The organism is Nitrobacter sp. (assembly GCF_047149785.1).
Classification (GTDB): domain Bacteria; phylum Pseudomonadota; class Alphaproteobacteria; order Rhizobiales; family Xanthobacteraceae; genus Nitrobacter.
The window spans coordinates 2,192,548-2,217,048 of record NZ_BAAGBE010000001.1 but is presented as its reverse complement, the minus strand read 5'-3'; the positions used below and the strand labels follow the sequence as shown (position 1 = coordinate 2,217,048).

Annotated in this window: 18 protein-coding genes and 3 pseudogenes; 13 read left to right on the top strand and 8 right to left on the bottom strand. The window is 59.9% G+C overall.

All coding sequences use genetic code 11. The features are described 5' to 3' along the window. Nucleotides 1-308: 308 nt before the first annotated feature. Together ACMDCM_RS10185 and ACMDCM_RS10180 are read right to left on the bottom strand one after the other, a co-directional pair. Nucleotides 309-1,256, bottom strand: a complete 948-nt coding sequence (locus ACMDCM_RS10185; RefSeq protein WP_412773452.1) for a ParB/RepB/Spo0J family partition protein — start codon at nt 1,254-1,256, stop codon at nt 309-311. Continuing rightward, on the bottom strand, nt 1,249-2,868 hold the full coding sequence (locus tag ACMDCM_RS10180; RefSeq protein ID WP_412773451.1) for a DUF2130 domain-containing protein: 1,620 nt from the start codon (nt 2,866-2,868) through the stop codon (nt 1,249-1,251). Before ACMDCM_RS10180 ends, ACMDCM_RS10185 begins: the two co-directional genes overlap by 8 nt. Nucleotides 2,869-3,214: 346 nt before the next feature. On the opposite strand from ACMDCM_RS10180, the gene ACMDCM_RS10175 reads away from it, so the two are divergent. Further along, nucleotides 3,215-4,840: a type IV secretory system conjugative DNA transfer family protein gene (locus ACMDCM_RS10175; protein ID WP_412773450.1), complete on the top strand. Its 1,626-nt coding sequence runs from the start codon at nt 3,215-3,217 to the stop codon at nt 4,838-4,840. 150 nt (nt 4,841-4,990) lie between these two features. Here the strand turns inward: ACMDCM_RS10175 and ACMDCM_RS10170 are convergent, their stop codons facing one another. Then, nucleotides 4,991-8,668, bottom strand: coding sequence for a DEAD/DEAH box helicase (locus ACMDCM_RS10170; RefSeq protein WP_412773449.1), 3,678 nt, complete (start codon nt 8,666-8,668; stop codon nt 4,991-4,993). A 238-nt stretch (nt 8,669-8,906) separates the two neighbouring features. Between ACMDCM_RS10170 and ACMDCM_RS10165 the strand changes: the two genes are divergently transcribed. Next, on the top strand, nt 8,907-12,851 hold the full coding sequence (locus tag ACMDCM_RS10165; RefSeq protein WP_412773448.1) for an ATP-binding protein: 3,945 nt from the start codon (nt 8,907-8,909) through the stop codon (nt 12,849-12,851). Between the two features lie 245 nt (nt 12,852-13,096). On the opposite strand, the pseudogene ACMDCM_RS10160 reads toward ACMDCM_RS10165, so the two are convergent. Further along, a pseudogene (locus tag ACMDCM_RS10160) lies at nt 13,097-13,379 on the bottom strand (DUF2130 domain-containing protein); the annotation flags it as partial. Here ACMDCM_RS10160 and ACMDCM_RS10155 point away from each other — a divergent pair. Then, nucleotides 13,380-13,669, top strand: a pseudogene (locus ACMDCM_RS10155) (IS66 family transposase); the annotation flags it as partial. It abuts the pseudogene before it with no gap. 31 nt (nt 13,670-13,700) lie between these two features. On the opposite strand, the gene ACMDCM_RS10150 reads toward ACMDCM_RS10155, so the two are convergent. Continuing rightward, nucleotides 13,701-13,910, bottom strand: a complete 210-nt coding sequence (locus ACMDCM_RS10150; protein ID WP_412774792.1) for a hypothetical protein — start codon at nt 13,908-13,910, stop codon at nt 13,701-13,703. 158 nt (nt 13,911-14,068) lie between these two features. Here ACMDCM_RS10150 and ACMDCM_RS10145 point away from each other — a divergent pair, with 158 nt between their 5' ends. The 7 genes from ACMDCM_RS10145 (at nt 14,069) to ACMDCM_RS10115 (ending at nt 19,963) form a co-directional block, all read left to right on the top strand. Then, the gene (locus ACMDCM_RS10145) at nt 14,069-14,395 is read left to right on the top strand and encodes a hypothetical protein (protein WP_412773447.1); all 327 of its coding nucleotides are present in this window, start codon (nt 14,069-14,071) and stop codon (nt 14,393-14,395) included. After that, complete coding sequence (locus tag ACMDCM_RS10140) at nt 14,395-14,964, top strand: hypothetical protein (RefSeq protein WP_412773446.1); 570 nt, start codon at nt 14,395-14,397, stop codon at nt 14,962-14,964. Before ACMDCM_RS10145 ends, ACMDCM_RS10140 begins: the two co-directional genes overlap by 1 nt. Before the next feature lie 168 nt (nt 14,965-15,132). Further along, a complete protein-coding gene (locus tag ACMDCM_RS10135) occupies nt 15,133-15,720 on the top strand; it encodes a hypothetical protein (RefSeq protein WP_412773445.1) in 588 nt (195 codons plus the stop codon). Continuing rightward, nucleotides 15,717-16,487: a metallophosphoesterase gene (locus ACMDCM_RS10130; protein ID WP_412773444.1), complete on the top strand. Its 771-nt coding sequence runs from the start codon at nt 15,717-15,719 to the stop codon at nt 16,485-16,487. Before ACMDCM_RS10135 ends, ACMDCM_RS10130 begins: the two co-directional genes overlap by 4 nt. 73 nt (nt 16,488-16,560) lie before the next feature. Further along, entirely contained in the window at nt 16,561-16,947 is a 387-nt protein-coding gene (locus ACMDCM_RS10125; RefSeq protein WP_412773443.1) for a hypothetical protein, read from the top strand. Next, nucleotides 16,944-18,560 carry an AAA family ATPase gene (locus ACMDCM_RS10120; RefSeq protein ID WP_412773442.1) on the top strand — a complete coding sequence of 539 codons (1,617 nt, stop codon included), beginning with the start codon at nt 16,944-16,946 and terminating at the stop codon, nt 18,558-18,560. Before ACMDCM_RS10125 ends, ACMDCM_RS10120 begins: the two co-directional genes overlap by 4 nt. Before the next feature lie 119 nt (nt 18,561-18,679). Beyond that, entirely contained in the window at nt 18,680-19,963 is a 1,284-nt protein-coding gene (locus ACMDCM_RS10115; protein ID WP_412773441.1) for a DUF2130 domain-containing protein, read from the top strand. 331 nt (nt 19,964-20,294) lie between these two features. Here the strand turns inward: ACMDCM_RS10115 and ACMDCM_RS10110 are convergent, their stop codons facing one another. Beyond that, nucleotides 20,295-20,492 carry a hypothetical protein gene (locus ACMDCM_RS10110; protein WP_412773440.1) on the bottom strand — a complete coding sequence of 66 codons (198 nt, stop codon included), beginning with the start codon at nt 20,490-20,492 and terminating at the stop codon, nt 20,295-20,297. A gap of 520 nt (nt 20,493-21,012) precedes the next feature. Between ACMDCM_RS10110 and ACMDCM_RS10105 the strand changes: the two genes are divergently transcribed. Both ACMDCM_RS10105 and ACMDCM_RS10100 read left to right on the top strand, forming a co-directional pair. Then, a complete protein-coding gene (locus ACMDCM_RS10105; protein WP_412773439.1) occupies nt 21,013-21,414 on the top strand; it encodes a transposase in 402 nt (133 codons plus the stop codon). Continuing rightward, nucleotides 21,375-21,806 (top strand): annotated as a pseudogene (locus ACMDCM_RS10100) (IS5 family transposase); the annotation flags it as partial. The gene ACMDCM_RS10105 and the pseudogene ACMDCM_RS10100, both read left to right, overlap by 40 nt. Before the next feature lie 130 nt (nt 21,807-21,936). Here ACMDCM_RS10100 and ACMDCM_RS10095 read toward each other — a convergent pair. Then, entirely contained in the window at nt 21,937-23,301 is a 1,365-nt protein-coding gene (locus ACMDCM_RS10095) for a hypothetical protein (RefSeq protein WP_412773438.1), read from the bottom strand. Between the two features lie 53 nt (nt 23,302-23,354). Next, on the bottom strand, nt 23,355-23,879 hold the full coding sequence (locus ACMDCM_RS10090) for a hypothetical protein (RefSeq protein WP_412773437.1): 525 nt from the start codon (nt 23,877-23,879) through the stop codon (nt 23,355-23,357). Between the two features lie 392 nt (nt 23,880-24,271). On the opposite strand from ACMDCM_RS10090, the gene ACMDCM_RS10085 reads away from it, so the two are divergent. Beyond that, complete coding sequence (locus ACMDCM_RS10085) at nt 24,272-24,454, top strand: hypothetical protein (protein WP_412773436.1); 183 nt, start codon at nt 24,272-24,274, stop codon at nt 24,452-24,454. Nucleotides 24,455-24,501: the final 47 nt, after the last annotated feature.

Genomic DNA, 24,501 nt, shown 5'->3' with positions numbered 1-24,501 from the left:
CTCTTGGCGAGAAGCGGAAAATTCTGAAATTGAGCCCCTTTTGGAGCCCCGTCAGGTCAGGCATAGGCCTGCGTGGCGGCGACCGCGTGGCTTTGCCGTGATGGACAAGGACGTCATCGCGGACATCAAGCAGGTCTGCATTGATGAGCATCGGGCAGCTTGGGACGTGATGGAGCAGGCGGCTAAAGGGGGGCGCCGATGTCAGTCATTAACCGGATCGAGATCGCCAATTGGCTCGACCTCACAAGGACAATGAGCGATCTCCCGAACCTTCCTCGCATCGTTCATGACTGCTCTCGCACCAAAGGTTAGGATAGCGCCCTGCGCAGCGAGCGGAACATTGCCTCCGCATCGTCAATTTTCCTCAGCAGCTCAGCGTTTCCCTTCATCTCCTGAAGGGTGGTCCATGGCACCGCTTTCACCGCCGCAACGACGGCGTCGATCTCGCCGGCCAGCCCCACATCTTTCTCTGCCGGCTTGGCCGTGCCGAGTCGCAGCGCCGCGGACTCGAGGTCGCCGGCATCAGCGAGAAAGTGCGCCTTGGCAATAGGATCCGGCAGGATCGCTCGTAGCCTGCGCAGATCCTTGGAGTTCGTGATGCGTTTCTGATTGACCTTCTTGAGGACGGCCTCGACGACACTTGGCGTGAGGAGCTTCTTGCTGACGCCCATTAGTTCCCTTGCCCACGTGATGGCCGCGCCGGGATCGCGAAGGCTAGTGAATTTCTCCGATAGCTCGAATACGTCCACGAGCTTGTCGAGCTCGCGGACGGTAATTCCGAGGATGTTGGCGGCGCTCGCCCGCCCCATCAAGTCCACAAGCCGGTAGGCGACCATCTCCTTTTCCTTGGCGTCCCACTCCTTGCGCTGCCGGTGGATGTATATCCAGACTCGTAACCGGTCTTCCTCGCTCAGTGTGCGGTCAGTCACCTCGATTGGGACCTGCCGGTATTCGTCCTTGCCCTGCTCGACCAACACCTTCGAGTTGGACCATCTGCGGTCCCCGTCGATGATGCGGAACTTGCCCACCAACTGCGGGTGCGGTTCGACCAGCAGCGGCTCGAAGAGTCCTCCGTTCGCCTCGATCTGACGCTGGAGTTCCTCGTCGATCTTGGGGCCAAGACGCGGCTGTTTGTCGTTAGGCACTATTTCGTCGAGATCGGCCTTCGTTCGATAAGTCCGCAGCACCGTGCGGTCGAGGCGGCGTTCTTGAAGATTGACGACGACACGGCTGCGGTCTTCGGCAGCGCTATTCATCATCGGCTCCGCCGAAATCAGCCTTACCGAAGTCGGCGGTGCCGACGATGGCATCGATCTCGTTTGTAAATTCGGAGCGGACACGCTGTACCGAGCGGATCAACTCGCCCTGTTTCTTCCAGGCCGCATCGTGGGCCTTCTTCTCTTTGACCTGCAAATCGAGCAGAGCGTCGGTGTGGACGTCGATCCGCGCGAGCATGTCAGCGCAGCGCTCCGACGTGATGAAATCGTAGAGCGCCGCGGTCTTCTTGACGCGCTCGTCATTGCTGAGGCGCAAGGTGTGGGTTTGCACCAGATGGCGGCGGATCACCTGCACCAATGCGACAACCCGAGCCGGGCCAGCCAAGATCACACCATCTTGCACATGGAGCTGGCGCGCACCTTTCGGAAATTTGCTGGTCGACAAGACGGCATGTTCGGCTTTCGCGGCCATCTGGTCCGAGGCCAGCTTGGTCGCGAACTCGGTGCGCCACTGCTTGTGGTTCTTGGAATCGTAGATGATTTTTCCGCACTCCTTACCGTTATGCATGACGGTGTGGAGGACGTCGGCGCCGGGCTGCCCCTTATTGATGCGCTCGATTCGATCGCCTTCGAATTCTGCCTTGAGGGCTTCGAAGAGATCGATCTCGGCACCTTCACCGAGCTCTTCGGCGGTCTTCTGCTCGTATGCGCGCTTGAGCTCTTCGAATTTGGTCTGGATCTTGAGACGCTCATCGAAGGCAGCCGCCTTCTCTGCGTTTACGGCATTGTCGACGGCCTTCTGCCAGACATCGCGCTCCTGTTGCAGCTGATCCCGGTGCGCCTGTTGGAGCTGTTCGACCTGGCGCGTGGCGGTCGCGGCGCCCATTTCGGCCTCGGTCTTCGCTTTCTCAAGGTTTTCGATCCGCTCTTGAACGGCAGCGACGGCGGCAAGCTCGAGCTCTTGCCGGATAGCGGCCTCGCGTTCGGCCGCCACCTGCTTTATATCTGCAATAGCGGTCGTGTGCTCATCGCGCAGCTTCGCCAGTGCGGTTTCGAGAGCAGCGACAGTGGACTCAGCCTTCGTCTTGGCGGCGTCTGCGGCCTCGATACGCTGGTTCAACGCGCCTTCCATTTCCTGCAGACGGCGTTCGCTGTCTTCGAGCTTTCCCTGCGCGGCCATATCCGCGGCCTGCTTGGCCTCGGCGCGGATTGCGCATTCGCGGTCGGCAGACTCCTCCTTCATCCGCTCGATGACGGCGGTAGCGCCCGCCGTCGCCTCGTGGGCGGCAACGAGTTCGGCGCGGATCTGGGCTTGGACGGCGCGGTTCGTCTGCTCAACCGCGGCGATGCGGTCTGCGGCTTCGATCTCGGCCGCGAGGCGCCCGGCTTGCTGAGCTTCCGCCACCTTCCCTTCGAATGCTTTGCGCTCTTGCTCGATCGCAACTTCCTTTTCGCGTGAATGCTGCTCTTGCAATCGCGCAGTAATTTCGTCCGCGCGCTTGCGCTCTCGCAACTGGATCCTTGCCTTGATCTCGTCGAAGCGATCGTGGGGGATCGGCTGGTCGCAGGTCGGACAGGCTTCCGCCACGAGTGACATCTTGCTGGCAGGGATCAGCGCTTTAGCTTCAAAGAGGGAGGCTTGAGGGGGCATCATGCCGCTCCAAAAATAGGTCCTAATTTATCCTATTCAATCCCGCTTTTGTCAACAAATTTGGTTTTCCTCCAACCGCAATGATCGGATCGGCGCAGAAATGACAACCTTTTCAGTATTGTATGCGCTTATGGCCGCCGCACGTCTGCTCGGCTTGCTGTTCGAGGCAGACGGATTTATTTCCGGGAAGATGCCGGGCGCGGTTGAGTCTTGATTGACCATTTACTTTCTGCGCCCTATGTTCGCGTCAACAATACCTGGCCCGCCTCTCAACGATGCGCATATGGCTGGGTTTTTTATTGCCTAGGCCGGTCGCTCGTTGCGTATTCCCTTTCGAAAGCCAGCAATGGGACTGCACGACTTGGCCACGCGCATGGCCGAACGCGGGCTTACCTTCGACGATTGGGCTGGCGCACACGAACACCTCGAGCATATCGGTTATTACTGCGTCAACGGCATGGCGATTATGGCGGCGCAGGGCCGCTCGCTGGGGTTCAGCCTCGTGTTCGCGACGCAAGATATCCCGGCGATGATGCGGGAGAACGACAAGGAGGCGAAGTCGATCATCGCCAACACCTCGTTCAAGATGTTCCTGCGGGTGGAAGAACTGGAGCAGACCGCCAAGATCGCGATCGATTCCGCGGGCGAAGGCCTCAAAGCCCAGCTGCAGGGCTGGTCCGGCACTTCCGGCGAACTGGCGACGACCTACCACGACAGCATGGAGGCGAGGGTCGAGAAGGTGAACCGGCTGTCGGCGCTCGACCTGCGCGCGCTCGGCGTCGGCGAGGCCTACGTCACCTGGCACGACCAGCTGTTCAAGGTGAAGACCTTCCACGCCTTCCCGGAAGGCGAATACGGCAAGGACCTGTCCAAGCTGGAACTGCGGGTGAACCACTTCATCGCGGTGGCGCGGCCGAACCCGACCGACGTCAAGCGCGAAGAGACGCTACCGAAGATCACCGAGAAGCTCTGCGACCTGAAGTTCGCCCAGATCGTCGAACAGCGCGCCAAGGCCGAGCGCGCCGCGATCGAGCAGGCGGCGGCGCACAAGCGCGATCCGGCCAAGATGAAGTCCGAGATCGCCTGCGCCGCGGTGGCGATGCTGCGCGCCAACAAAAAGCGCGGGCCCGGCGGCGACTACCTCACCGCCTCCTGCGCCGCGCTCGCCGCGATCACGCTGGCCCAGATCAACGACGCCCACGTGTTCACCCGCGAGGTGCGCCAGATCGAAGGCCTCGCGCCACACTCAGGTGGTCTTGCGGCCACCGCCCGCTCCGGCCAGTCCCGGGTGCCCTCGGAAGTCCCCGGCCTGGTCTCGCCGGCCGCGCGCGCTGCGGCCCGCGGCGGCCGGGCCGAAGGCGCCATGGGCCGGCCCGGACGGCCGCTCAGCCGGACGATGCCGCCGCCGGCGTTCGATGACGAGCCGCCGCCCCCCGACGATCTGGAGTTCGAGACCGAGCCGGATGACGAGGACGCCCACGCCTTCACCGACGCCTTCGGTCGCCCCGACACTCGTCCGACCGACCCCGCCCGCATCGAGGCGCAGCGCTCCGAGGCGCCCTCGACCATGCGCAAGGTCGAACACGGCGTCACCGTCGATGGCCACGACACCTTCAAGATGGCCGAGAAGCTGCAGACCAACGACGCCACGCTGCGCTTCCTGGCGGCCTTGAATTTCGATGCGGACGAAGGATCCGAGCCCGGCGTCGAGGTGGTCGACACCGCAATCGAGAAGGCGGTGATCTTCGACGACGAGGAGGACGCACCGCCGCAGCCGACGCCGGCCGCCGATCCCGCGGCGATCGAACGCGCCGACGTCGCCTCGGCCCGCGCCACGCAATGGACCGAACGCGCCACCAGGCCGGCGGCGCACGACTCGCGCGCGCCGGTGCCCGATCTCGAAACCGCGGTCAAGAGCGGCAACGTCGAGGACATGACCGCGTCGTTCCTCGCGGATCTGCTGGAAGAGTGAGTAACAGGTGGTGGAATTCGACGGACGGCGAGTTGGGAGCGCTTGTGTCATGCGGACTCTCAGGTTCTCAATAAAAGTCGCCTTTTCCCGCACCTCGCCGCTCAATATGGACAATCAACCAAACGAGTAAAGTTGGAGACCAGAATGCCGCTAACGAAAACCTCCTCCTTCGTCTCGCTTCACTACAGGGACGCGTCCCAGCACTGCATTCTGGTCCAACGAGTAAAGCACCCCTGCATGCTGCGTTCGCAATCCGAACATGGATTTGACTTCCGCCACCAAGGCAAGCTTGCTACGATCGGGCGACAATTGCGCAGCCTCAATTCGGCATTTTCCCGTTTTAAGAACTACCGCTAGATGCGGGTGAATCTCGTCCCAATGTTCGCGCGCATCCGCTGTGCGGCGCGTGCCTGCCAGTAGCTCCTCAACTGGCTGCAAATGACCAGATGACTCCGCGATGTACTGAAAGTGAACGGCAAGGCCTAGCAACGCGCAGGTGCGAAGGTCGTCGGGATGCGTCTCCGCTCCGCTCCACTGGCAGCGCTTAGCTTCAACTGGAGCGCAGAATTTTCCATAGGCCGAGCGTACGCCTTCCACTTCGAGGAATGTCGCATCGGACAGACTACTCTTTACCAGATGTTCAGGTAGGGCGCGCTTGGCACTCACTGAGGATGCTTGGAGTTCGCTCGGTAACACGCGCTTACCCGTTACGGCGCAAGATTGAAGGATATCTGGTGCCACGATTTTCCCCGTCTTGGCGCAACGTTCGGCCTCACGAGGAAGCAGTATGCGTTTTGTTTCCTGACACCGGATAAATTCCAGCGTGTGGCCACGCATGCCGGATACGGTGGACGCGGCCTCTTGGTCCATACGGTAGGGCTTGCCCGAAATCTCACTCTCGCCGAGTTGTTCATTCAGCACATCGGCTTTTGTGAAGGCGCACCTTCCGAAATGGATGGGCTCGCCTTTGCGCCCGCTTACAGCGCATGTTTTCAGCAGCGTCTGATCGACGACAGCATTTGTGATGTCGGACATCCCCGCTTCGTCAATCAGCAACGACTTACCGGACAGCGAGCAATGGAGGAGATGTTCGGGCAAGGCGTAACGGCCGCTTACCTCCGAACGGGCAAGCCGGTGCATCATGGCGCGGGTGCCGGAGAGCGCACAGGTGGCAAGGCAGTCAGTGGGTACCCGAAGGTCCGCGAGTGCACATTGTTCGAGCGCGGGCGCGTTCTCGATGCGGCTATTTGATGGCATGATAGCGAGTTCGCTCTCATAGGAGGCGCCGTCCAGTTGGTAGCGTACCTTGAGTTTCACGCGGCGGCTCACCTGCCCATCCAGGGCAACGAGTGTCGCATCGATCTGTGGCGTAAAGTCATCTTCGAGTTTCTTGCGCTTGCGAGCGTCGCTTCCGGCGGCGCGTAATTCGTTCTCGCGCCGTTCAAGATAAAAGCGGTTGAACTCGACAATATTGGAGTCGCGATACGCTTCATCCAAAATCCGAGCAGCGTCGATGCCGGTTACGTCGGATTGCTCCAAAAGCTCGGGCAAGGCGTCGAGCGCTGTCGTCGACTGAACGTGGTCGGACGGTTTGCAGGCGATGGTTACAAGGCGTTCGTAACTGTCATGGCCCGTTGTCGCGCGCACCCGGGCAATGGCGCTGCCATCGAAACGCCGTTCCGCGCCCAGCACCGTGACGTCGCGCAGCGTACCGCCGAAGTCAGATACCCAACCATGCGCGAGCTCCTCTGCTTTTCGTCGTGGTTCGTCATCGGCATCTTGCACTTGATGGAGTCCAGAGGCGGTTACCCGGTCAACGAGGCGAAGGAATGCTGGGCTCCCGGGGCGGTAAAGCGGCGCCTTGGCGTACTCGGCTCCGGCATCCTCGCGGAGCCGGACATACTCCGATGCGCCCTTGATGGTAATGCGCATGACGCCTGGCACGATATCGTTGACGGTGCCACCAAGACTGGCGAACGCTGCGCGCACGAAGGGCTCGAATTCCATGGAAGGATGAACCTTTTCGAGTGTCGGGGTCTGTGGGCCGACATATTCGTACCCGTCCATCGCTCCAAGCGTGACATCTATGTTGGCTTTTTCCTCTTCGAGGGTTTTTTTGGCGGCATCGATGCTGCGCGCAATCTTTTCGGCCGCCGCCGCCAAGTCGCGTCCTGCAAGAGCGGCAACCACGAGCTCGCGGATCCTCTCATCGAACCCCGCGCCTTCCTCGCCATCGCCGACGCCGGACGCTTCAAGTAGCGATTCAATGTCGCCAATGGCGTCGGTCGCCATTTGCAGTTTGGTCATCAGGCGGCCAACGATGTATTCCTCGAATGTGCCCGCCAGCATGACGTTATAGATGACGACATTTTTGTGTTCGGAGCCTAGGCGCTGTACACGGCCGATGCGTTGCTCGACAATCATCGGATTCCACGGCAAATCAAAATTGATAAGCACATTGGCTATCTGGAGATTTACACCTTCCGAACCGGCTTCGGTCGAAACGATAGCCCGTATCTCGGGAGGATTAGCGCGAAACCGCGTAATGGTGTCCTGGTTCCGTTGGCCGGACGACCCGTTGATGATGCCGACCTTGAGACCGATCTCTTCAAGGAAAGCCTGGATGGTGGTCTGGGTCTCGCGCCGCCCCGTGAACACCACCATACGCCAGCCCGTGGGATTTTGCTGCTGCAGCATGGAGACGAGTTGCCGAAGACCTTCCAGCTTCGCGCTGGTTCGCATGGGTGTGACGACGGCCTGCACGGTTGCGGCCAGTTCCATTGGTACAGTCCCGTTGCGAGCCATGGTTTGGAGCTGCGCCATGAGCGCTTGCGGGCTGCTGGTCAAAGCTTGCAGGATGCTTATCTGCGCAAGGCGATTGAGTTTCTGAATCGGCTTGGCAATGGCGTTGATGAGGGCGATCTCCTCCGATGACGGTGCCACTTTGTGCAGCTGAATCTTGCGCTCGGGGAAATCCAGGTTGGCGTCGCCGCGCCGCACGCGCGACATATATCCATAAACGATTTTGCGAAAATCCTCCCGCGCATCGGGTTTCAGGATGCGTGCGGTCTCGCGCTTGTCAGCGATGAAGCGGCGCGCGAACATGCCTTCGCTTCCGAATGGGTTTTCATGACCGCGCGCAACGGTAAGCAGGTCGACCAGAGAATAAAGGTCCCATAACCGGTTCTGAATCGGCGTCGCCGTCAGCATTAGCACATAGCGGAAGCGGCGCTGCTGCAGGGTGCGATGGAAGACTTTAGCGACCTGGGGCGTGGGGTCGACGCCGTAGAGGTTACGCAGCTTATGCGCTTCATCCAGCACTAGCATGTCGAAGCGGTCGCTAGGTATCTTGTCGAGATGAGCGCAGGCCGAGTGATAGGTCGTGATGATGGCGCCCACCTCGTTGGGTTCTGCTGAAGCGAGCTTGCTTCCGATGATCACCTCGCCCGGGATATCGAATTTTGCCTCCAGCTCGTCCTTCCATTGCGGACCGAGCAGCTTCGGCGCGACAATGAGAATTTTGGCAACGCGGTTACGCGCAATCAACTCGCTTGCGACCAGCCCGGCGGAAATTGTCTTGCCGAGGCCGACATCGTCCGCAAGCAGGGTTACCGGCAAGCGGTGGCAAAAAGTGATGAGGTTTTGGACCTGGTGGTGAAAGGGCTTTAGCCGGTCTTTCCAGCGGAATTCGGATTTAAAGTCATCCCGGCTCTCGATCACGATAGGATCGGTCAGGCCCCATTCCAGCGCAGCGAGATAAACCGCGTATTCGCCAGACGACTTGGCCCGTCGTAAAATCTTTGTCTGTAACCTTCCACCTGACGTCATGGCACGCAAACCCTACCTTCGGGAACAAGAGTGCCGTTGGGGACGGACTTCCGCAAGTCCCACTTTCGCGATGACACTTGAACGCAACTTTGTATGATAATTGCAGGCTTGGGTGCCACCTTGGTATTTTCGTTGACGCCTTGGGAGCACAAGTCACTTCAATAGTTGCGCAAAGCACAGTGGCGTACCGGTGGTCGCCGATTTGGTATTTTCCGTTGGGCAATAGGTAGGGGTCGTTATGGGGGCGGGGGCAATCGGACAGACAGCGCAGCCGCGTGCGCTGCATCTGCACACCCTTGAGAGTCTTTTCGCCGACATCATCAACGGTAACGGAGTCTTGGTGGGCGATGACTTTTTCGAAATTGCGTCTTCCGATACCAAAACCATACTGAACTGGTATCGACTAAACCGTTCGAAGTGGCAGGGCCGCATGAATGAGAGCGATGCCGAAGCCATCGCCGGCTGTGTGGGGAAAGTGCCACCAGCCGTCCCGTCGGGTGCAATGTCGATAGGCAATGCGAAACATCGCCTTCGCCTCGTTCGCGTTCGTGCGCATCGCTTTGCGGGGATACATGCTTACGGTACCGAGATTAACGCTCCACCGGATTTTACATTCGAGCCCAGTGACTCGCTCACCCTTCTGGAAGGGTGGAACGGATCGGGTAAGACTTCACTGCTCAACTCCGTCATCTGGTGCCTGACCGGAAAGATTTTGCGTCCCCAGCGGTCTCCGGAGAGCGCTACAGAAGAATTCGACAGCGTCATCGAACGGATTACTGAAGACAGCGACACAACGACGGCTCACTCGCTCACGCCGGTCACACCGCTGCCGACGCTATCGAATTATACGCCATCGTCAAATCAGAAGATTCCGGTCGACACGTGGGTAGAGCTGACCTTTGCCGATGAGGAGGGAACGGAGCTTCCGCCGGTGCGGCGCACGCAGAGCCGGACGTCGCGCGGCAAAGTCACGGAAACAGAGCCCGACCTGCCTTCGCTGGGCGTCGACCCGGTTGCGTTTTCGATCAGCACAACGATGCCCGCGATACTTCAGCATATCCAGTTGGGGCAGGCTTCGGACCTCGGTAAGGCAGTGTCGCAACTAACAGGCCTTGCCGACCTGATATCGCTTGAGCGGCACTCGGAGCGCGCCGCCTCCTACATCAAGACTCGCCTTCGTCAGCGCGCTGAAGATGCCATTGCCCAGTCCGATGACCGCTTCAACGAGACGGTCGGGGACCTACGATCCCGCGTCGAAGAATTCCCCGCTATGAAGCCTGAATGCGACTACCCGGCGCCGTCCGCGAGTAAAGATGTCGAGGAGGCTGTCGACAAGCTTATGCAGCACTTCAACAAAAAGAAATCGTCAGCGCTCGATGCGGCCAAGCTGGTTCTTGGAGAGGCTTTCAACCCGGACGATGCTCAGGCCCGCGCCGATCTCGAAAACAATATAGCGGCCGCCCGCGGCGAGCTTGCGCATATAGGGCAGCTCGACAGCGCGGCGCGTCTCAGCGCACTCGGCAAGCTCTCCGATGCCGACATCAACCTCGCAACGAACCTGATCGACCGCATCGCGTCCGAGGCGGACGCTTTAAGCGCCTTGCTCGCTGATCCCGGCCTGGCAGCGCGCAAACAGCTTTACGCCTCTGTCGCATCCTGGGCTATCGCGCGGGGCGTCTCGGACGATACGCATTGCCATCTATGCAACCGGCCGCTTCTCGATCACGTCGATCCCGTGACTGGCAAACTCCTACGAGTTCACATGGAAGAGGCGCGCCAGGAAGAACCGGAGCTCCTCTCTCAAACGATCAAGGCATGGGCGAAGAGTCGAGTGGCGATGCTGGCCGATCAACTTCCGACTGCACTGCGCGACGAGCGGGATAGGGAGCTGCCTTTGTCGCCTGTTACTCTGCTAAGGAGCGCACTCTGTGACGAGCTGTTCACGACGACGTCGCTCGCCGGCACCCTTTTCACGCTGCGCGCCGAAACAGTCCAGAACTTTGATACGCAAGCGCTTGCGCTTCCGGAGCATATCGACCCTGCCGCGTGGAAGTTGCCAAGTTCACTTGCCGGCGACGCGGCAGCGCTTGGCATAGCCGTACAGCGCATCCAGCGGGCGGTTGCCTTCTCCAGCTGGCGCAAAGAGGCACGCGACAAGCTTGTAACCCTGTTCGCCTCGGTCATCGGCAAGGAAGACGCGGAGAAGTCCGATCTTTCTCCGACTCCAGCATCCCCCCTAGCGACCAAGCTTGCTTCCCTACAGGGCATCGTCGACGGTACCGTCCCCATCAACGATGGAATCGAGTATTGCACGCGCATGGGTAACGTTCTGGCTGGGCGCAGGAAGTCCGAAGCAGACATCGAGAATTACGACAAGGCGGTGTCTGCGCTCGGTCAGCTGCAGAAACTCGGCTCACTCGCTTCGGCCCAGATCAATAGCCTTCAGAAGAACCTCGAGAGCAGCGCCGCACGCTGGCGCGGGCGTGTATACACGGCCCCCGGTGTGTCTGGCCCGTCTATCAGGCGAACTGTCATGAGCGCGAATGGCGTCCTTGAACTCCATGCCGGGACGGGAATGATCACAGCTCCAGCCCAGCACATTTCGAATGCGTCCGCATTGCGCGCCGGCTTGATCGCATTTTTTCTTGCGTTCCGCGAATATGTGCTCGCGAGTCGCGGTGGGCTTGAGCTTCTCCTGCTCGACGATCCTCAGGAGCTTCTCGACGAACACAACCGCAGGCAGTTGGCTGACGTCATTGTGGCTCTGGCCGCCGACACAGCACAACCGGTCTTGACGACATATGATCGCAATTTCGCGATGATGGTCGCTGCAGAGGCCCACTCCAAATGCGCATTCAAGCACCAGAGCATTCATGGCGTGAACGCCAAAAGGGAGACGATCGCACTGGGTCCTGCGAAACGGAAACTGGACGAAGACCGGTTGGCGTTCCAGGTAAAAATCGACGATCACGGCGCGGCGCTCCAGTACGCCACGACGACGCGCACCTATGTCGAGACAAGGCTGCGCGATCTCTTCGATGATCCTGCCTATCCAGCCTATGCGAGCGCCACGATAAAGCCTTCGCTCGGAGACTTCCTCAATTACCTACGTTCCCTGGTTAAGACCCCACCAAGCGCGTTGTTCTCGCACAGCTCGGTTGTAAGATTCGCCGACCATCCCGACCTCGCATCCGACAGCCAGTGCTACGCAGTCTTGAACGATGCTCATCACACCCCAGGCACCGTCAGTTACGGTCGTGTGCAGGCCGTCGCGAGCCATCTGATCTCCATCGCCAAGGGGATCGAGCAGGTTCACATGGCCTTTCGCGAGTGGAGATCAAATAACCAGCTTCCGAAGGTGCTCGCCAACGACAACGTGGCACCACTCACACCGATCGCGCCGAGCACCCATCGGTTCGCTATCCATCCTAATCTCGCAGCGTTCGCCGGACCGGGGACGCCGGAAAGCTCGCAGGAAAGTACGACCGAGCTGTTCTCGTCGCAGTGGTTCGACGACAAGGCGCTGTTCTTTGTCCGCAGCGCCAATTTCGGGTTTGCTATCCCCAAAGGCTATATCGCCATCGTCGAAGCGGCTCCCGGGGCGGGACGCGACCGAAATCTGACAATAGCCCGCAAGAAGGGGGAAACACTCGCGCGTAGGATATTCCTACAAGGGGACAGTTACGCCCTTGCGGCCGAAACACCCGACCCACGCCAAAGCCCTCCAACCAAGATCGCTCACGGCGATGACTTTTCTCTACAACGAGTGGTGGGTTGCCTGCTCGTCGAAAGTGTTCCCCCCGTCAGCAGCCAGGAGGCCGTTCAGGTAAACCGCGACAAGATCGTCGACGAGATCAAAGCGGTTTATCGTCTCGATAAGGAGAGTGCGGTGCCGCTCGCGCTTCCTGGGCAACTGCTTCTGGGCGGGTTGTATCTCTCGCCCGCCGACATTGCGCAGCACGAAGGCAAGCTGGCGGCCATCACGCTGAAGGACGGCACCGAGCTTCTGAAGAGGATCGGCGCACCGGTATCGAGCAAGTTTCCGTACGTCAGGCACTTTGAAACAGTGGGCGGCCTCGGGCAATCGATTGTGCTGCAGATGGAAGAGATCGAGGGAGGCGTGATCGACGCACCGGTAATCGACCATGCCCGGCTCGCCATCGGCGTCATCTACGAAGATTGATCGCTTACAAGTTCTTTCCCACTGGAGACGGCGCTTTGTCGCGTTCTACACCCACAGTCTGGTTATTGTTGAACTGCGGTTTCCGCCAGGTGACTGTAACATGCGATCGGCACGGTTTTGCACTCCGAATGACATGCTGAGTAATATGCTTTCTAGCTTACTGCTCTCCGCGTGTTCGGGACGTGTAGCCCCGCTCTACCGCTAGAGTCCGCAATTGGCACAGAGTTGTCATTATTTTGCAGTGCTCACTTGATGTCGGATGATCGGTTTTCAATCATCAACACGTCGAGGCTATCGATCTCCTGCATAGCGCGGCCAGCAATGCCCTGGAGGGTGCCGTAGAGTCCGGCGGTGGAGTCGAGAACGCCCTTAAGTTGTTCTTCGCATCTTGCGCTCGCGGTTGAGATCATCGCGCATATCGGTGAACCGCTCGACGATAGCGTCGATGCGGTGACGGAAGCGGGGTCCGGTCAAATATTGATAGACCAGTTCCATCTTGGTCTGCTGGCCGGCCGCGGCCAATGCGGATTGACAGCCTTGCTTGCGACGCGCGCCGAACTCGCTACGGTTCACGCCAGCAGTCCGACGATCAGGCGCTGATCGCTCACCTCAAACTGCAGATCGAGAAGCTCAAGCGCGATCGATATGGCCCGCGCTCGGAGCGCACCGCGCGTCTGCTGGATCAGCTTGAGCTGACGCTGGAGGAGCTCGAGAGCTCGGCGACCGGGGACGAGTTGGCGGCCGAAATGGCCGCGGCCAAAACTGCGACTGCCACCGTGGCGTCGTTCAGCCAACGCGATGTGAGAAGGCCAAGACCAAGCAGGACATACGAAGTAGAGATTTGTCCTCTTACTTCCGAAAGCGCACTCCCTCGCCCGAATTCTCACTCGCTGCGAAAAATTCAATGCCGTACTCATCTTCGAGAACACGCTGCATCGCTCCGAGAACCTTTCGGCGACGCGGGTCCATTTTCTCGCCGTCATCAGTTTCAACAACGCTCACCGCTTGACGGGTCACTCCTGCCTTTTCAGCCAACGTCGCTTGATCAACTCCCGCCATTACTCGCCCGGCTCGTATGAGCCGAGGCGAAGGCCAGACAGATTCAGTTCGCAACGATTTGTTAACCATGAACCTGACATTGCTGGAATATTTCCAGCGAAATATTGACTTTCAGACCATTTCGCTGACATTATTCCAGCGAATATCGGAGGCGTTACATGACCTACCACGATTACATCATGAGTCGCTGCTGGCGCGAGAATCCGGCGCGGCTGGCAGAGCTGGAAGCGTCGGGCTTCCGCTGCCGACTTTGCAATAATGATGGCACCGAGAGCCCGCTCGAGGTCCACCATCGAACTTATAAGAACCTCGGCAACGAGCAGGTGGGCGATCTGACGACGCTGTGTCGTGGTTGTCATCGTCTGGTGACTAATCATCAGCGCCGGCTTCGCTACGCGGGTGTGCTTCCGAAGATCTTCGACGTACGCCTCGCGCTGGAGCATCCGACGTCGCTGTTTGATCCCACATTCAAGGAGATGACGTAATGTCCGTCGAACATCTGCGCCTGCGCCTCACTGGGGAGCGGCCGCTGTTGATGCACAGTTCGCGTCTCGCCGATCCGCTCGATCCGGTCAAGATCGACCTCGATCGGTTGACGAAGAAGCGTGACAAGACGCTGGCCGATCACGAGCAGATTGCAAAAGTCGAATGGCATGGCGGGCTTTGGCTATTGGATGGCAGGCCATGCGTTCCGAGTGAAGCGATCGAATCTGCTTTCGTCGCGGCGGCGAGGACGCGGCGCAAGGGCAAACAGGCGAAGGCGGGTTTTGCCTGCGTAGAATCGCCGCTGCTCCAGTACGATGGACCGCGCGATTTAACGTCACTGTGGGATGACAAGGCCTTCCGGCTGCGGTTCGCGGTCAATGTGAATGACGCCAAAGTGATGCGGACACGGCCGCGATTTCCAGCCTGGCATGTCGTCGCCGACATCGAGTTCTTGCCGGGTTTGCTCAATCCGAATGAGGTCGTCGAGATCTTCGAGATCGCCGGTATGCGCGAGGGGCTCGGCGACTGGCGGCCAAAATTCGGCAGGTTCTCGGTCAAGCTGGAATAGAATCCGGCGCGCCATTGGCGTGGCGGGGCGTGGCCCGATGAGGCAGTGCACGGCCCCGCGTGGCAAGGCGAGAGCTCCGTAACCGGAGCTGCTCCTCTCTCTCAATCAACCCATCCCTTGAGGGGATTAACGCGCAAACACCTTGTGCGCGAACAGGAGAGCTTTGTCGTGCGTTCCTCCGACGTCAGCTTGGTTACAGTCGCTCCAACCGCACCGTCGCCGATCACATTGCCGCGTGAATATGCAGCCCGGCCCGCTGCTCGCCCGGATCTGGATATCTCATGGCCGTTCGATCTGGACGACGTCACACCACTACAATGGTGGCGCACGATGCCGGGGGACCGGCTCAATGACGCGCAGCATCTGCGGTTGCGGGCAACCCTGGAGAAGGTCAGCCTGATCAAGAGGCGCGAGTGGCTCAGCGGCATGCGCGGCGATGCCGCGGCCAGCATCGCGATTGCGCTTCATTGCCTGCCGATCACGGCTGTCACGCTCGAGGTCGATCTCGCGATGAGCGCTGTTGCGCTGCATGCGCTTGGCGGTGATGCGGCATCCGCTCTGGTGCTGTCGCACATCCTGCGCCGCGTTCCCTTGGATCATCCCTTTGCCCGGGACCTGGCGCGGTCGTGGCTTGCACTCAACCTGCGCCGTGCCATGCAGACGAGGACGAAGGAGACGGCTCAGGGCTCTCAGGTGCCGGAAGGTGATCGCTCGCTCGATTATGGCGATGCCCTCTTTATGGGAGACCGCGCATGAAGCTTCAGATCTTCTCCGATCTTCACATCGACGTGGCGCCAATCAAGCCGATCACCATTGCCGACGGTGTCGACGCGGTCATCGTCGCCGGCGACACCTGCGAGGGCGCGGTGCGCGCGTTCGAGCACCTGCGGCAGATCGTGCCGCTGGCCATCCCCATCGTGATGGTGATGGGCAACCACGAGTACTACCGCCGCTTTGTGCCGGATGAGCTGGCGCTGGCCCGGGAACGGGCAGCCTCCTTCAACATCCACCTGCTGGAAGATGACAACACCGTAATTTGCGGCGTGCGCTTTGCGGGTGCAACGCTGTGGACCGACCACGCGATCTTCGGCGCGGCGAATGTCCCGCAGGTGATGAACGCCTGCGCCCACGGCATGAATGACCATCGCCTGATCGGCTGGCAGAAAGAACCGTGGCTGCGATTTCGACCGCAGGAGGCGGCGCGGCTGCATCACGAGTCAAAGGCATTCCTCGCCGAAATACTGGCGACACCGTTCGCTGAGCCGACCGTGGCGGTCACTCATCATGCGGCGCATTGGGACTCAGTCCTGCCCCGTTACCACAGCGACCTGTTGACCGGGGCCTTCGTCTCTGACCTCTCCATGCTGATCGAAGCTTACCAGCCCGCTCTCTGGGTGCACGGCCACGTCCATAACTCCAGCGATTACCGGATCGGACGAACCCGAATTGTCGCGAACCCGCATGGCTACGGGGCCGAGAACCCGCGGTTCAACGGTCAATTGGTCGTCGAGGTCGATCCCTGACGTCGTCCTACCCCGACCATTCCATCCCGCTCATTCCGCTGTTTGTCGACGTCATCAGTCTGCAGGTGTGTTCATGCTGACGCAACTCTATCCGTTTCTTGATCCCTCTCACATCACCGCCGGCTTGATCGACCGGCTGCGAGCGCTGGCCGATGACGCCGCGCATCTTCAGCGGACGCGATCGGTCTCTCCCTCTCTGCTGCAGACCGCTCCCCTTCTCGAATACTGGATACCAGTCCACAGGCTGCAAGGAGTGCGGCTCGTTGGTCAGGTCGAGGATCGCATGATCATCACCTCGCCGCTGTGGTTTGCCGATCCCGACGGAACCTGGATCCGCACCCTGTCGCGCTTCTACCGACTCGGGCCGCCTGCGAACCCCGGCGAAGCCAGCCTGATCTCGTCCTTGACGATTGAGCCGCACGACACCCGCGACGACCACGAGCCGGAGGGCAACGCATGAGCACCGACCCCACCGCCGACAAGCTCAGCGATCCGAATCTGCCGACGATCGAACACGATGCGATCACAACTGGCGCCGCCGCCGACTCTTCGGAGGCCGACGACGGGCTCAAGAATCTGCCCCGCGTCCTGCGCTATGCGATGCTGGTGTCAACCGCCGCGAAGCACATCGACCAGCGGCTCGCGGCGGAGATCACCGAGCTTTGCCCGGATCTCGCGCTTACCACCGGCTGGCTTGCCGGCCGCGAGACTGAATCCGACCAGGACCTCGCGACTGATCTCGGCCTGCTGCTTGCCAGCGAGCTCGACCGTCTGGCGGTTAGCGAAGACCGGACGGATCTGCGGTCCCTGGCCGATTGCGTGCGGCTGCTATCGTTGCCGGTGCCGACCGACATCCGTCATTTTGGCGAACACCGGCGCGTGGCCAAGAGCCTATTGATGGCGCTCACTGGCTTTGCGCGCAGCAGCGATGACGAGGAGCTGTGCTCGGATCTTGAGCAGTTCTGCTATGGCTGGGCGGCCCTTCCCAGCTGCGGCCTTCTGTTGAGCCGTCATGACCGGTCCGCAGCCTACACCGCGGATATTGTCGGTGCGCGAATGGCGGAGCACCGGGTCGAGGCCGCCAAGGCTTCGATCTGGAAGCTGGTCGAGGACAGGGCGAAGCAAAAGGAAGAAAAACAGGCAGAGCAGAGGAAAAAAGCCAACGGCGTCGAGAGCCAGACCGCGGCCCCTTGTGTGGCTGTTCCGGAAGATCGTCTTGTCGTCGCCCGCCTCACCGACGAGGAGATGAAGAATATCAAGCTAAAGGACATTATCGGTCCGCTCAAATCGGTGATCAACGTCACGCTCCCGCTGGTGAAGTCGCCGCCGTTGCATCAGGTACGTGAGATCCTGATGTTCGAATTTCCGTATGCTCTTGATGTCATCGACTTCGTGCTTGCCGACCTGGTCGGCCGGGCGACGGTGCGGTTGCGGCCGCTGCTGCTGGTCGGCGATCCCGGCGGCGGCAAGACGCGTTTTGCGCGCCGGCTTGGCGAAGTGCTGGGTGTGAGCGTGTGGCGCACCGATGCCTCACGCTCTGATGGCGCCGTCTTCGCTGGCACCGACCGGCGCTGGTACTCGGCAGAACCGTGTCATCCATTCCTGGCGATCGGCCGAGCGAAACACGCCAATCCGCTGGTCCTGCTAGATGAGCTCGAAAAGGCCGGCACTCGTACCGACTACGGTCGGCTGTGGGACTGCCTGCTCGGATTCCTCGAACCCGAAACCAATGCCCGTTATCCGGATCCTGCGCTACAGATCACGCTCGATCTCAGCCAGGTCAACTATATCGCGACCGCCAACAGCCTCGATCCGTTGCCATCGCCAATCCGCGACAGGTTCAGAGTCATCACCTTCCCGAAACCCGACGCGAGCGATCTCGACGCGCTGCTGCCGGCGGTAACCGCCGACCTCGTCGGCGAACGTGGTCTCGACAGCAGATGGGTCACCGCGCTCGATGGCACCGAGCGAATGGCCATTGCCACTTGCTGGCGCGGCGGCTCGGTCCGCCGATTGCGCAGGCTGGTCGAGGCCATCCTACGCGAACGTGATCTTCGCGCGGCCAGGAATTGAGCGAGACAGTCTCATCACGCATGGTTGCCGTCCCGACTACCACGACGTCCGGCACCCCCAGCTTAGGCAATCTCGCGAATCCAGCTACATTCGGCACCGACATGCACAGGACCAACGCCGTGACCGAACCCCAGATCGTCTGCCCGAACTGCCATGCCGAAATCAAACTGACCGAATCCCTCGCAGCGCCACTTGTCGCCGAGACGAGACGGCAGTTCGAGCAGCAGCTCGCGGCGAAGGAAGCTGACTTCGGCAGGCGCGAAGCGGCACTCAAAAAGACCCAGGACGATCTCGCCAAAGCCAGGGAAGCCATTGATGAGCAGGTCGCAGCCAGGCTGAAAGCCGAGCGTGCGTCCATCGTCGAAACCGAGGCGAAGAAAGCCCGCACCGCGCTGGCCAATGATCTCGAACAACGCGACCGGCAACTCGCCGAGTTGCAACAGAACCTGACCGCAAATAACGCCAAATTGGCCGAAGCCCAGGCGGCCCAGGCCGAGATCATGCGTAAGTCCCGCGAGCTTGATGATGCCAAGCGGGAAATCGAGCTCACGGTCGAGAAAAAGGTGCAGGAGAACCTGACCACCATTCGGGACAAGGCGAAGCTCGAAGCAGAAGAATCGCTTAAATCGAAAGTGTCCGAGAAGGAAGCCCAGATCGCGGGAATGCAGCGCCAGATCGAGGAATTGCAGCGCAAGGCAAGTCAGGGCTCACAGCAACTGCAGGGCGAGGCGCTCGAACTAGAACTGGAATCGCTTCTGCGCGGACGCTTCCCACGCGACCTGATAGAGCCGGTACCGAAGGGCGAATTCGGCGGTGACGTCCTTCATCGCGTGCTCGGTCCCGCAGGACAGAGCTGCGGCGCCATCCTCTGGGAATCCAAGCGAACCAAAAATTGGAGCGACGGCTGGCTCGCCAAGCTGCGCGACGACCAGCGCGCCGCCAAAGCCGAGATCGCGCTGATCATCTCGGCTACCCTGCCCAAGGGCGTCGAGACGTTCGACCTCGTTGATAACGTCTGGGTCTCCGAGCCACGCTTCGCCATTCCGCTGGCCATTGCACTGCGCGAATCGCTGATCAATCTCACCGGCAGCCGCCAGGCCGCGGTCGGCCAGCAGACCAAGATGGAGCTGGTCTATCAATATTTGACCGGACCCCGCTTCCGTCACCGCATCGACGCCATCGTCGAGAAGTTCACCGATATGCAGGCCGACCTCGACCGCGAGCGCAAGACCATGATGAGGATGTGGGCCAAGCGCGAGGAACAGCTCAAGGGCGTTCTCGACTCCACCGCCGGCCTCTACGGCGACCTCCAGGGCATCGCCGGCCGTGCTATGCAGGAGATCGAAAGCCTCGACATCCTCATGATTGAAGATGGAGCAGCCAGTAAAAACGGCTCAAGCTAGAATGACGGACCGCTTTGCGCCGATACCGTTGAAGAAGTCGTCGTTGCTGCGGGTTTAAAGTCCTGATTCAGTCGTCGTCGGGCTGGAGAGCGACGGGCTGATGGGCGAGCGACGCGGAAAGGGCGTACTTCGGAAAGAAATTGCTTGAAGGATGGTATGTTGTTTGCATCCTCGTCCCACCAAACCCGACCATCGGCGTCAAGTTCGCGGAAGCGATGAGCCGCCGCACAGCCGGACGAGGACGCGGAGAAGCGCGTTCGCGAGGGTTTCTCGGAATTCGCGCAATTGCGAGCTCAAGACGGCCGCGCGATCGTGGCCGCGCCGCTCGCGGCTATCCGTTCGGCGTCACTGTCGAAATGACCTTGTCGTACGGATAGTACTGGACGTTGACCAGCTTGTAATAGAGCCAAGGCGCAGAAGCGATGTTGTTCTGCTTCAGGTAGGCGGCAATGGCGGTGTGGGCTACCTTGGTCGTGTCAGTCGCGTATTGCGGAATGTTGTTGTCGCGCTTGTTGACGCTGATGTTCACAGCTCGGGGCAGTGCCGAACTCGTTCCCATAATAAAGCCGCTGCCCGGGCGTGCAGTCAGGTTCGGCGGAGATTGTGCTCCCGTGCTCCACGGACGCGAACAAAGCCACCGTCAAGGTCTAGTCTATCTTTGGCGCCCACCAGCTTATCCATGCGACCTCCTCGGCGCGCGCGAAACTCGCGGCTGTGTTTCGGCGTTTCGGCGCAGGGTCCCCTAAGTCCGACACAATAAAACAATGGCTTGGCGGGGTCACCATGACGCCGACGGGGGTCATTTTTCGATCAGCATTTACATCTATAATTTAGCTGTTCCGCGCAAACCGCGGTGAGCAGCGTCTCATTGAGGAATCGAGCTCGCATCGGCGACAAAGGCCGCGAGCCAGCGCGGGACTCATGATAATGGCGCGCTTCGCCTTAGGCGGCAGAGGTCCCGACCTGAACTGCTCCCTGTTTTGATCGGACACCGGCGTTAGCCGGAGGAGCTACGCCTAGGCTCAGGACCTATTAATTTGGATTGAGGCATGATTCAAAGGCTTCCGGACTGGGGGGCTTTGATGGGTGATTTGTTTTTGCTGAGCGCGCGTCAGATGGCGCGGTTATCGCCGCATTTCCCGTTGGCGCATGGTGTGCCGCGGGTCGACGACCGCCGCGTTGTCAGCGGCATCGTCTATGTCATTCGCAACGGCCTGCAATGGAAGGACGCGCCGAAAGGCTACGGTCCGCACAAGACGCTGTACAACCGCTTCATTCGCTGGAGCCGGCTCGGCGTGTTTGACCGCATCTTCGCAAGCCTCGCGGCGGAAGGGCCAAAGCCCGAGCGCATTATGATCGATTCCACGCACCTGAAAGCGCATCGCACGGCCGCGAGTTTGTTAAAAAAGGGGTTCTTCCCCGGTGTATCGGCCGCACGAAAGGCGGCTTGAACTCCAAACTCCATGTCGTCTGCAACGAGAGCGGCAAACCACTTGTCATGCTGCTGACCGAAGGCCAGATGAGCGATCACAAGGGCGCACGCCTGATCTTGAACGCTTTTCCGCAGGCCACGGCGCTGATCGCCGATCGCGGATATGACTCGAACTGGTTCCGCGCCGCCCTCAAAGCCAGAGGCGTCAAGCCGTGCATTCCGCCAACCAGAAGCCGCAAGCGCGCGCTCGCCTATGACAAAATGCTCTACCGCTCCCGTCACAAGATCGAGAACCTGTTCGCCAGGCTCAAGGACTGGCGCCGCATCGCCACCCGCTACGACCGATGCGCTCACACCTTCTTCTCCGCCATCTGCATCGCCGCATCAGTTGCATTCTATCTCAATCAATGAGTCCTGAGCCTAATCCTAGGCACACGCCACACGCCTATGTCCGAGACGTTTGGACTGTGCGCCGCTGGCTGATGCCCCCACTTGCCAAATTGCCTCCCGCGGAAACTACCCGCTACGTTCGCAGAGCGAGCTAGTATTTTGCGCTCAGTCCCACTGTCCACGTCTGCGTAGGAAGCGCGGTATCTTCGTTTCTGCCTTTCGTATAGGCCACTGTGATGCCGACGTACTTCTTTGCGTCGAAATTGTACGTCAACTGAGTATGGAACAGGTCAAGGTTGCGGACAGAGCCGGTAAAGCCGTGGAGATAGGTCTCCGCTACAGTTAGCGTGAACGATGGTCCACTTGGATCTGTCGTCAGAGAAAATCCAAAGTACGTACCCGCGCGAACGTAGTTTTGGTTCAGGAGTCTCTGCACGGAATCGTTGCCTCGATCGAGGTATTGGCCAATGTCGGAGCGAAGGTCGAACAAGACTTCGCCGTATACCGAAGGCCAGAATGGCAGCGGCCTCGGATCATTGAGATTGAAGCCTCCATTGGAGACATCAAAGCCAGTGAAAGGCTTATAGACAAGGGTTAGACTGCCTATTTGGCTGTAGTTCTTAGTGTTCTCCAGAAATTGCGGTTTTGCGGCAATTGTTTGAACCAGGACGTCGCCGGGAATGGTACCCGTGAACATCATGCCGCCGGCGACGAAACTGCTAGGATCCGTTGTGACCGGCTTGCCGGTGACATCGGTTATCGACTGGTTGAAGGACACGTACGGAACTGCCGTGGCCAGATCACCCTGGAAGGCGTAGCCGATCGCGCCCGTTGCTTTGAAGTTCTGGGTTTGGGTAGGAGTGCTGTGGTCGCCGGTCGCTGTCAAAGTGGCCTGGCTCGTCGAAGAAAACGAGGGTGCGCTGCGATCCGTAAGCAAATCGTTCGATAGGCCTCTGACACGAAGCGGCGAAGTATCGGCAACGGCCGGAGATTGCGGCATCTTGCCAGATTTCGGTGCGACGCATTCGATGCCGTTGTCGGCGGCGGTGGAAAAATAGGCTCGCATCCGCGCAGCGCTGTCGAATCTTACCAAGGCTGGGCTCATGCTGAAGCTTGGGTTCTTGCTCGAAGAGTCGGCGGCTAGGCCGTCAAGGAGAGTTTCCGCGCCCATCAACGCGGAGGCGCGCGAAAGCTTGCACGCGTCCACCTCTTTCTTGCAGGCATCACCTGTTACGCCGCGACAGACCGATGAGGTTGCGCAAAATTGGTCCTCGCCCATCGTGAAGATCGAATTCCAGAGGACTGGATCTCCGAAAACGCGCTTGATCGCCGTTGCATTGCCGGCAAGCACGTAGTTTGCAACCAGTCTCTTAGATACTGCCGTCAATTGCCCCGGCGGGGGAATGGCGCTGCAGATGTCACCCTGCGCCGGAAGTAGACTAGCGGCAGCTGTCGGCAACACGTGAAACAGAGAAGCGATTAATGCGATAGAACAAGCATAGACAGCCCGTAACATCGGCGCCTCCTACAAACTAATCGGTCAAACTGAAGTTCTCGAATGCAGTCCCTCTAATTCCTCTTGCCCTTCCGCTTAGCGGCCTTCTTCTTTTTTGCCGCAGCTCTGCCTGGGGTTTTCTTTTTGGATGCAGGCTTTTTCTTAGCGGCTTTCTTCTTGGCGGCCTTCTTCCCCGCCCGTCCGGGCTTGGCCCTTGCTCGGGGTGCCTTCGCCGCCTTTTTCGTCGTGCGCTGGGGCGCTACGCCTCCGTCTGACACCGGTTGGAAAGCTACTTCTGCAGCGCCGGCAGGCGCAGGAGCGGTGGTCTTCACGTCGATCGCCGCGTAGATTTCCGCAAGCGTCATGACGAGTGTTTGGTTCATGTAAGCGAGCGTTTCTCTATACGTGTAAGTGTAGCCCTTTGCGGCCAGGCACGTTCTAACCTTGCGATGAAACATGATCATCGTTTCCGGTTGGTAGCCATAAATCGGGACACCATTCATTTTCTGGCTAGTATCGTATGGCGGGTTGTAGCCGCGCGCTTTGAGCGCCGCGTTGACGCACGCGACGACTGCCGCTTCCTTGTCGCCGACTGGCATGTTGTCCTCCAACGGCAGTAAGCGCCGCCCAAAAAAATAGAAAATATCCCGCTAAAGTTGCACAATCCCTGGAAAGTGTAAGAGTAGCGACAGGTAGAGTTTGCCACTTTTTATGTAGTGTTGCACAATCGCATCAGTGGCCTGCCATGGATGACAGCACCGACCTTGGGCGATTTCGCGGGCTGCCTGCCTTAGCGGCGCAGTAACGACCGCAGCGCGCTGGTCAAATGGCGTTGACCAAGGGACGACGCATGGATCGAGATGCTGCCTCTCGCGTGAGCGAGGAGTTATTGTGCTTTGCCGGGCCATAGAGGGCAGGAAGCGTCTTGCGAAACCACGGGGAAGTTCACGCCGTTAGACGGTGCGCCCAAGATGTGAAGGGGGTTGGCCAATTGCGTCGCGTCTACGTGATCTCCGATCTGCATCTCGCCGGCGAATATCCGAAACAGCCCGGCGTCGGACGCGGCTTTCGCCACTGTACGCGCGCCGATGCAATCGTCGATTTCATCGGGGCCGTGGTCGCGCGTACTGATCACTCAATATCCAAGCGGACGCGGAACAACGAGTGCCCCTAGTCAGGGAGGAAACGTCCACACGGTACCTTTGGTGTTAATCGGCGCGG

Excerpts from the sequence above, each read along its gene's own strand:
- ACMDCM_RS10105 (WP_412773439.1), top strand. The coding sequence starts at position 21,013 with ATGATTCAAAGGCTTCCGGACTGGGGGGCTTTGATGGGTGATTTGTTT.
- ACMDCM_RS10165 (WP_412773448.1), top strand. The coding sequence starts at position 8,907 with ATGGGGGCGGGGGCAATCGGACAGACAGCGCAGCCGCGTGCGCTGCAT.
- ACMDCM_RS10145 (WP_412773447.1), top strand. The coding sequence starts at position 14,069 with ATGACCTACCACGATTACATCATGAGTCGCTGCTGGCGCGAGAATCCG.
- ACMDCM_RS10150 (WP_412774792.1), bottom strand. The coding sequence starts at position 13,910 with ATGGCGGGAGTTGATCAAGCGACGTTGGCTGAAAAGGCAGGAGTGACC.
- ACMDCM_RS10180 (WP_412773451.1), bottom strand. The coding sequence starts at position 2,868 with ATGCCCCCTCAAGCCTCCCTCTTTGAAGCTAAAGCGCTGATCCCTGCC.
- ACMDCM_RS10185 (WP_412773452.1), bottom strand. The coding sequence starts at position 1,256 with ATGAATAGCGCTGCCGAAGACCGCAGCCGTGTCGTCGTCAATCTTCAA.
- ACMDCM_RS10170 (WP_412773449.1), bottom strand. The coding sequence starts at position 8,668 with ATGACGTCAGGTGGAAGGTTACAGACAAAGATTTTACGACGGGCCAAG.
- ACMDCM_RS10175 (WP_412773450.1), top strand. The coding sequence starts at position 3,215 with ATGGGACTGCACGACTTGGCCACGCGCATGGCCGAACGCGGGCTTACC.
- ACMDCM_RS10095 (WP_412773438.1), bottom strand. The coding sequence starts at position 23,301 with ATGTTACGGGCTGTCTATGCTTGTTCTATCGCATTAATCGCTTCTCTG.
- ACMDCM_RS10090 (WP_412773437.1), bottom strand. The coding sequence starts at position 23,879 with ATGCCAGTCGGCGACAAGGAAGCGGCAGTCGTCGCGTGCGTCAACGCG.
- ACMDCM_RS10125 (WP_412773443.1), top strand. The coding sequence starts at position 16,561 with ATGCTGACGCAACTCTATCCGTTTCTTGATCCCTCTCACATCACCGCC.
- ACMDCM_RS10120 (WP_412773442.1), top strand. The coding sequence starts at position 16,944 with ATGAGCACCGACCCCACCGCCGACAAGCTCAGCGATCCGAATCTGCCG.
- ACMDCM_RS10140 (WP_412773446.1), top strand. The coding sequence starts at position 14,395 with ATGTCCGTCGAACATCTGCGCCTGCGCCTCACTGGGGAGCGGCCGCTG.
- ACMDCM_RS10130 (WP_412773444.1), top strand. The coding sequence starts at position 15,717 with ATGAAGCTTCAGATCTTCTCCGATCTTCACATCGACGTGGCGCCAATC.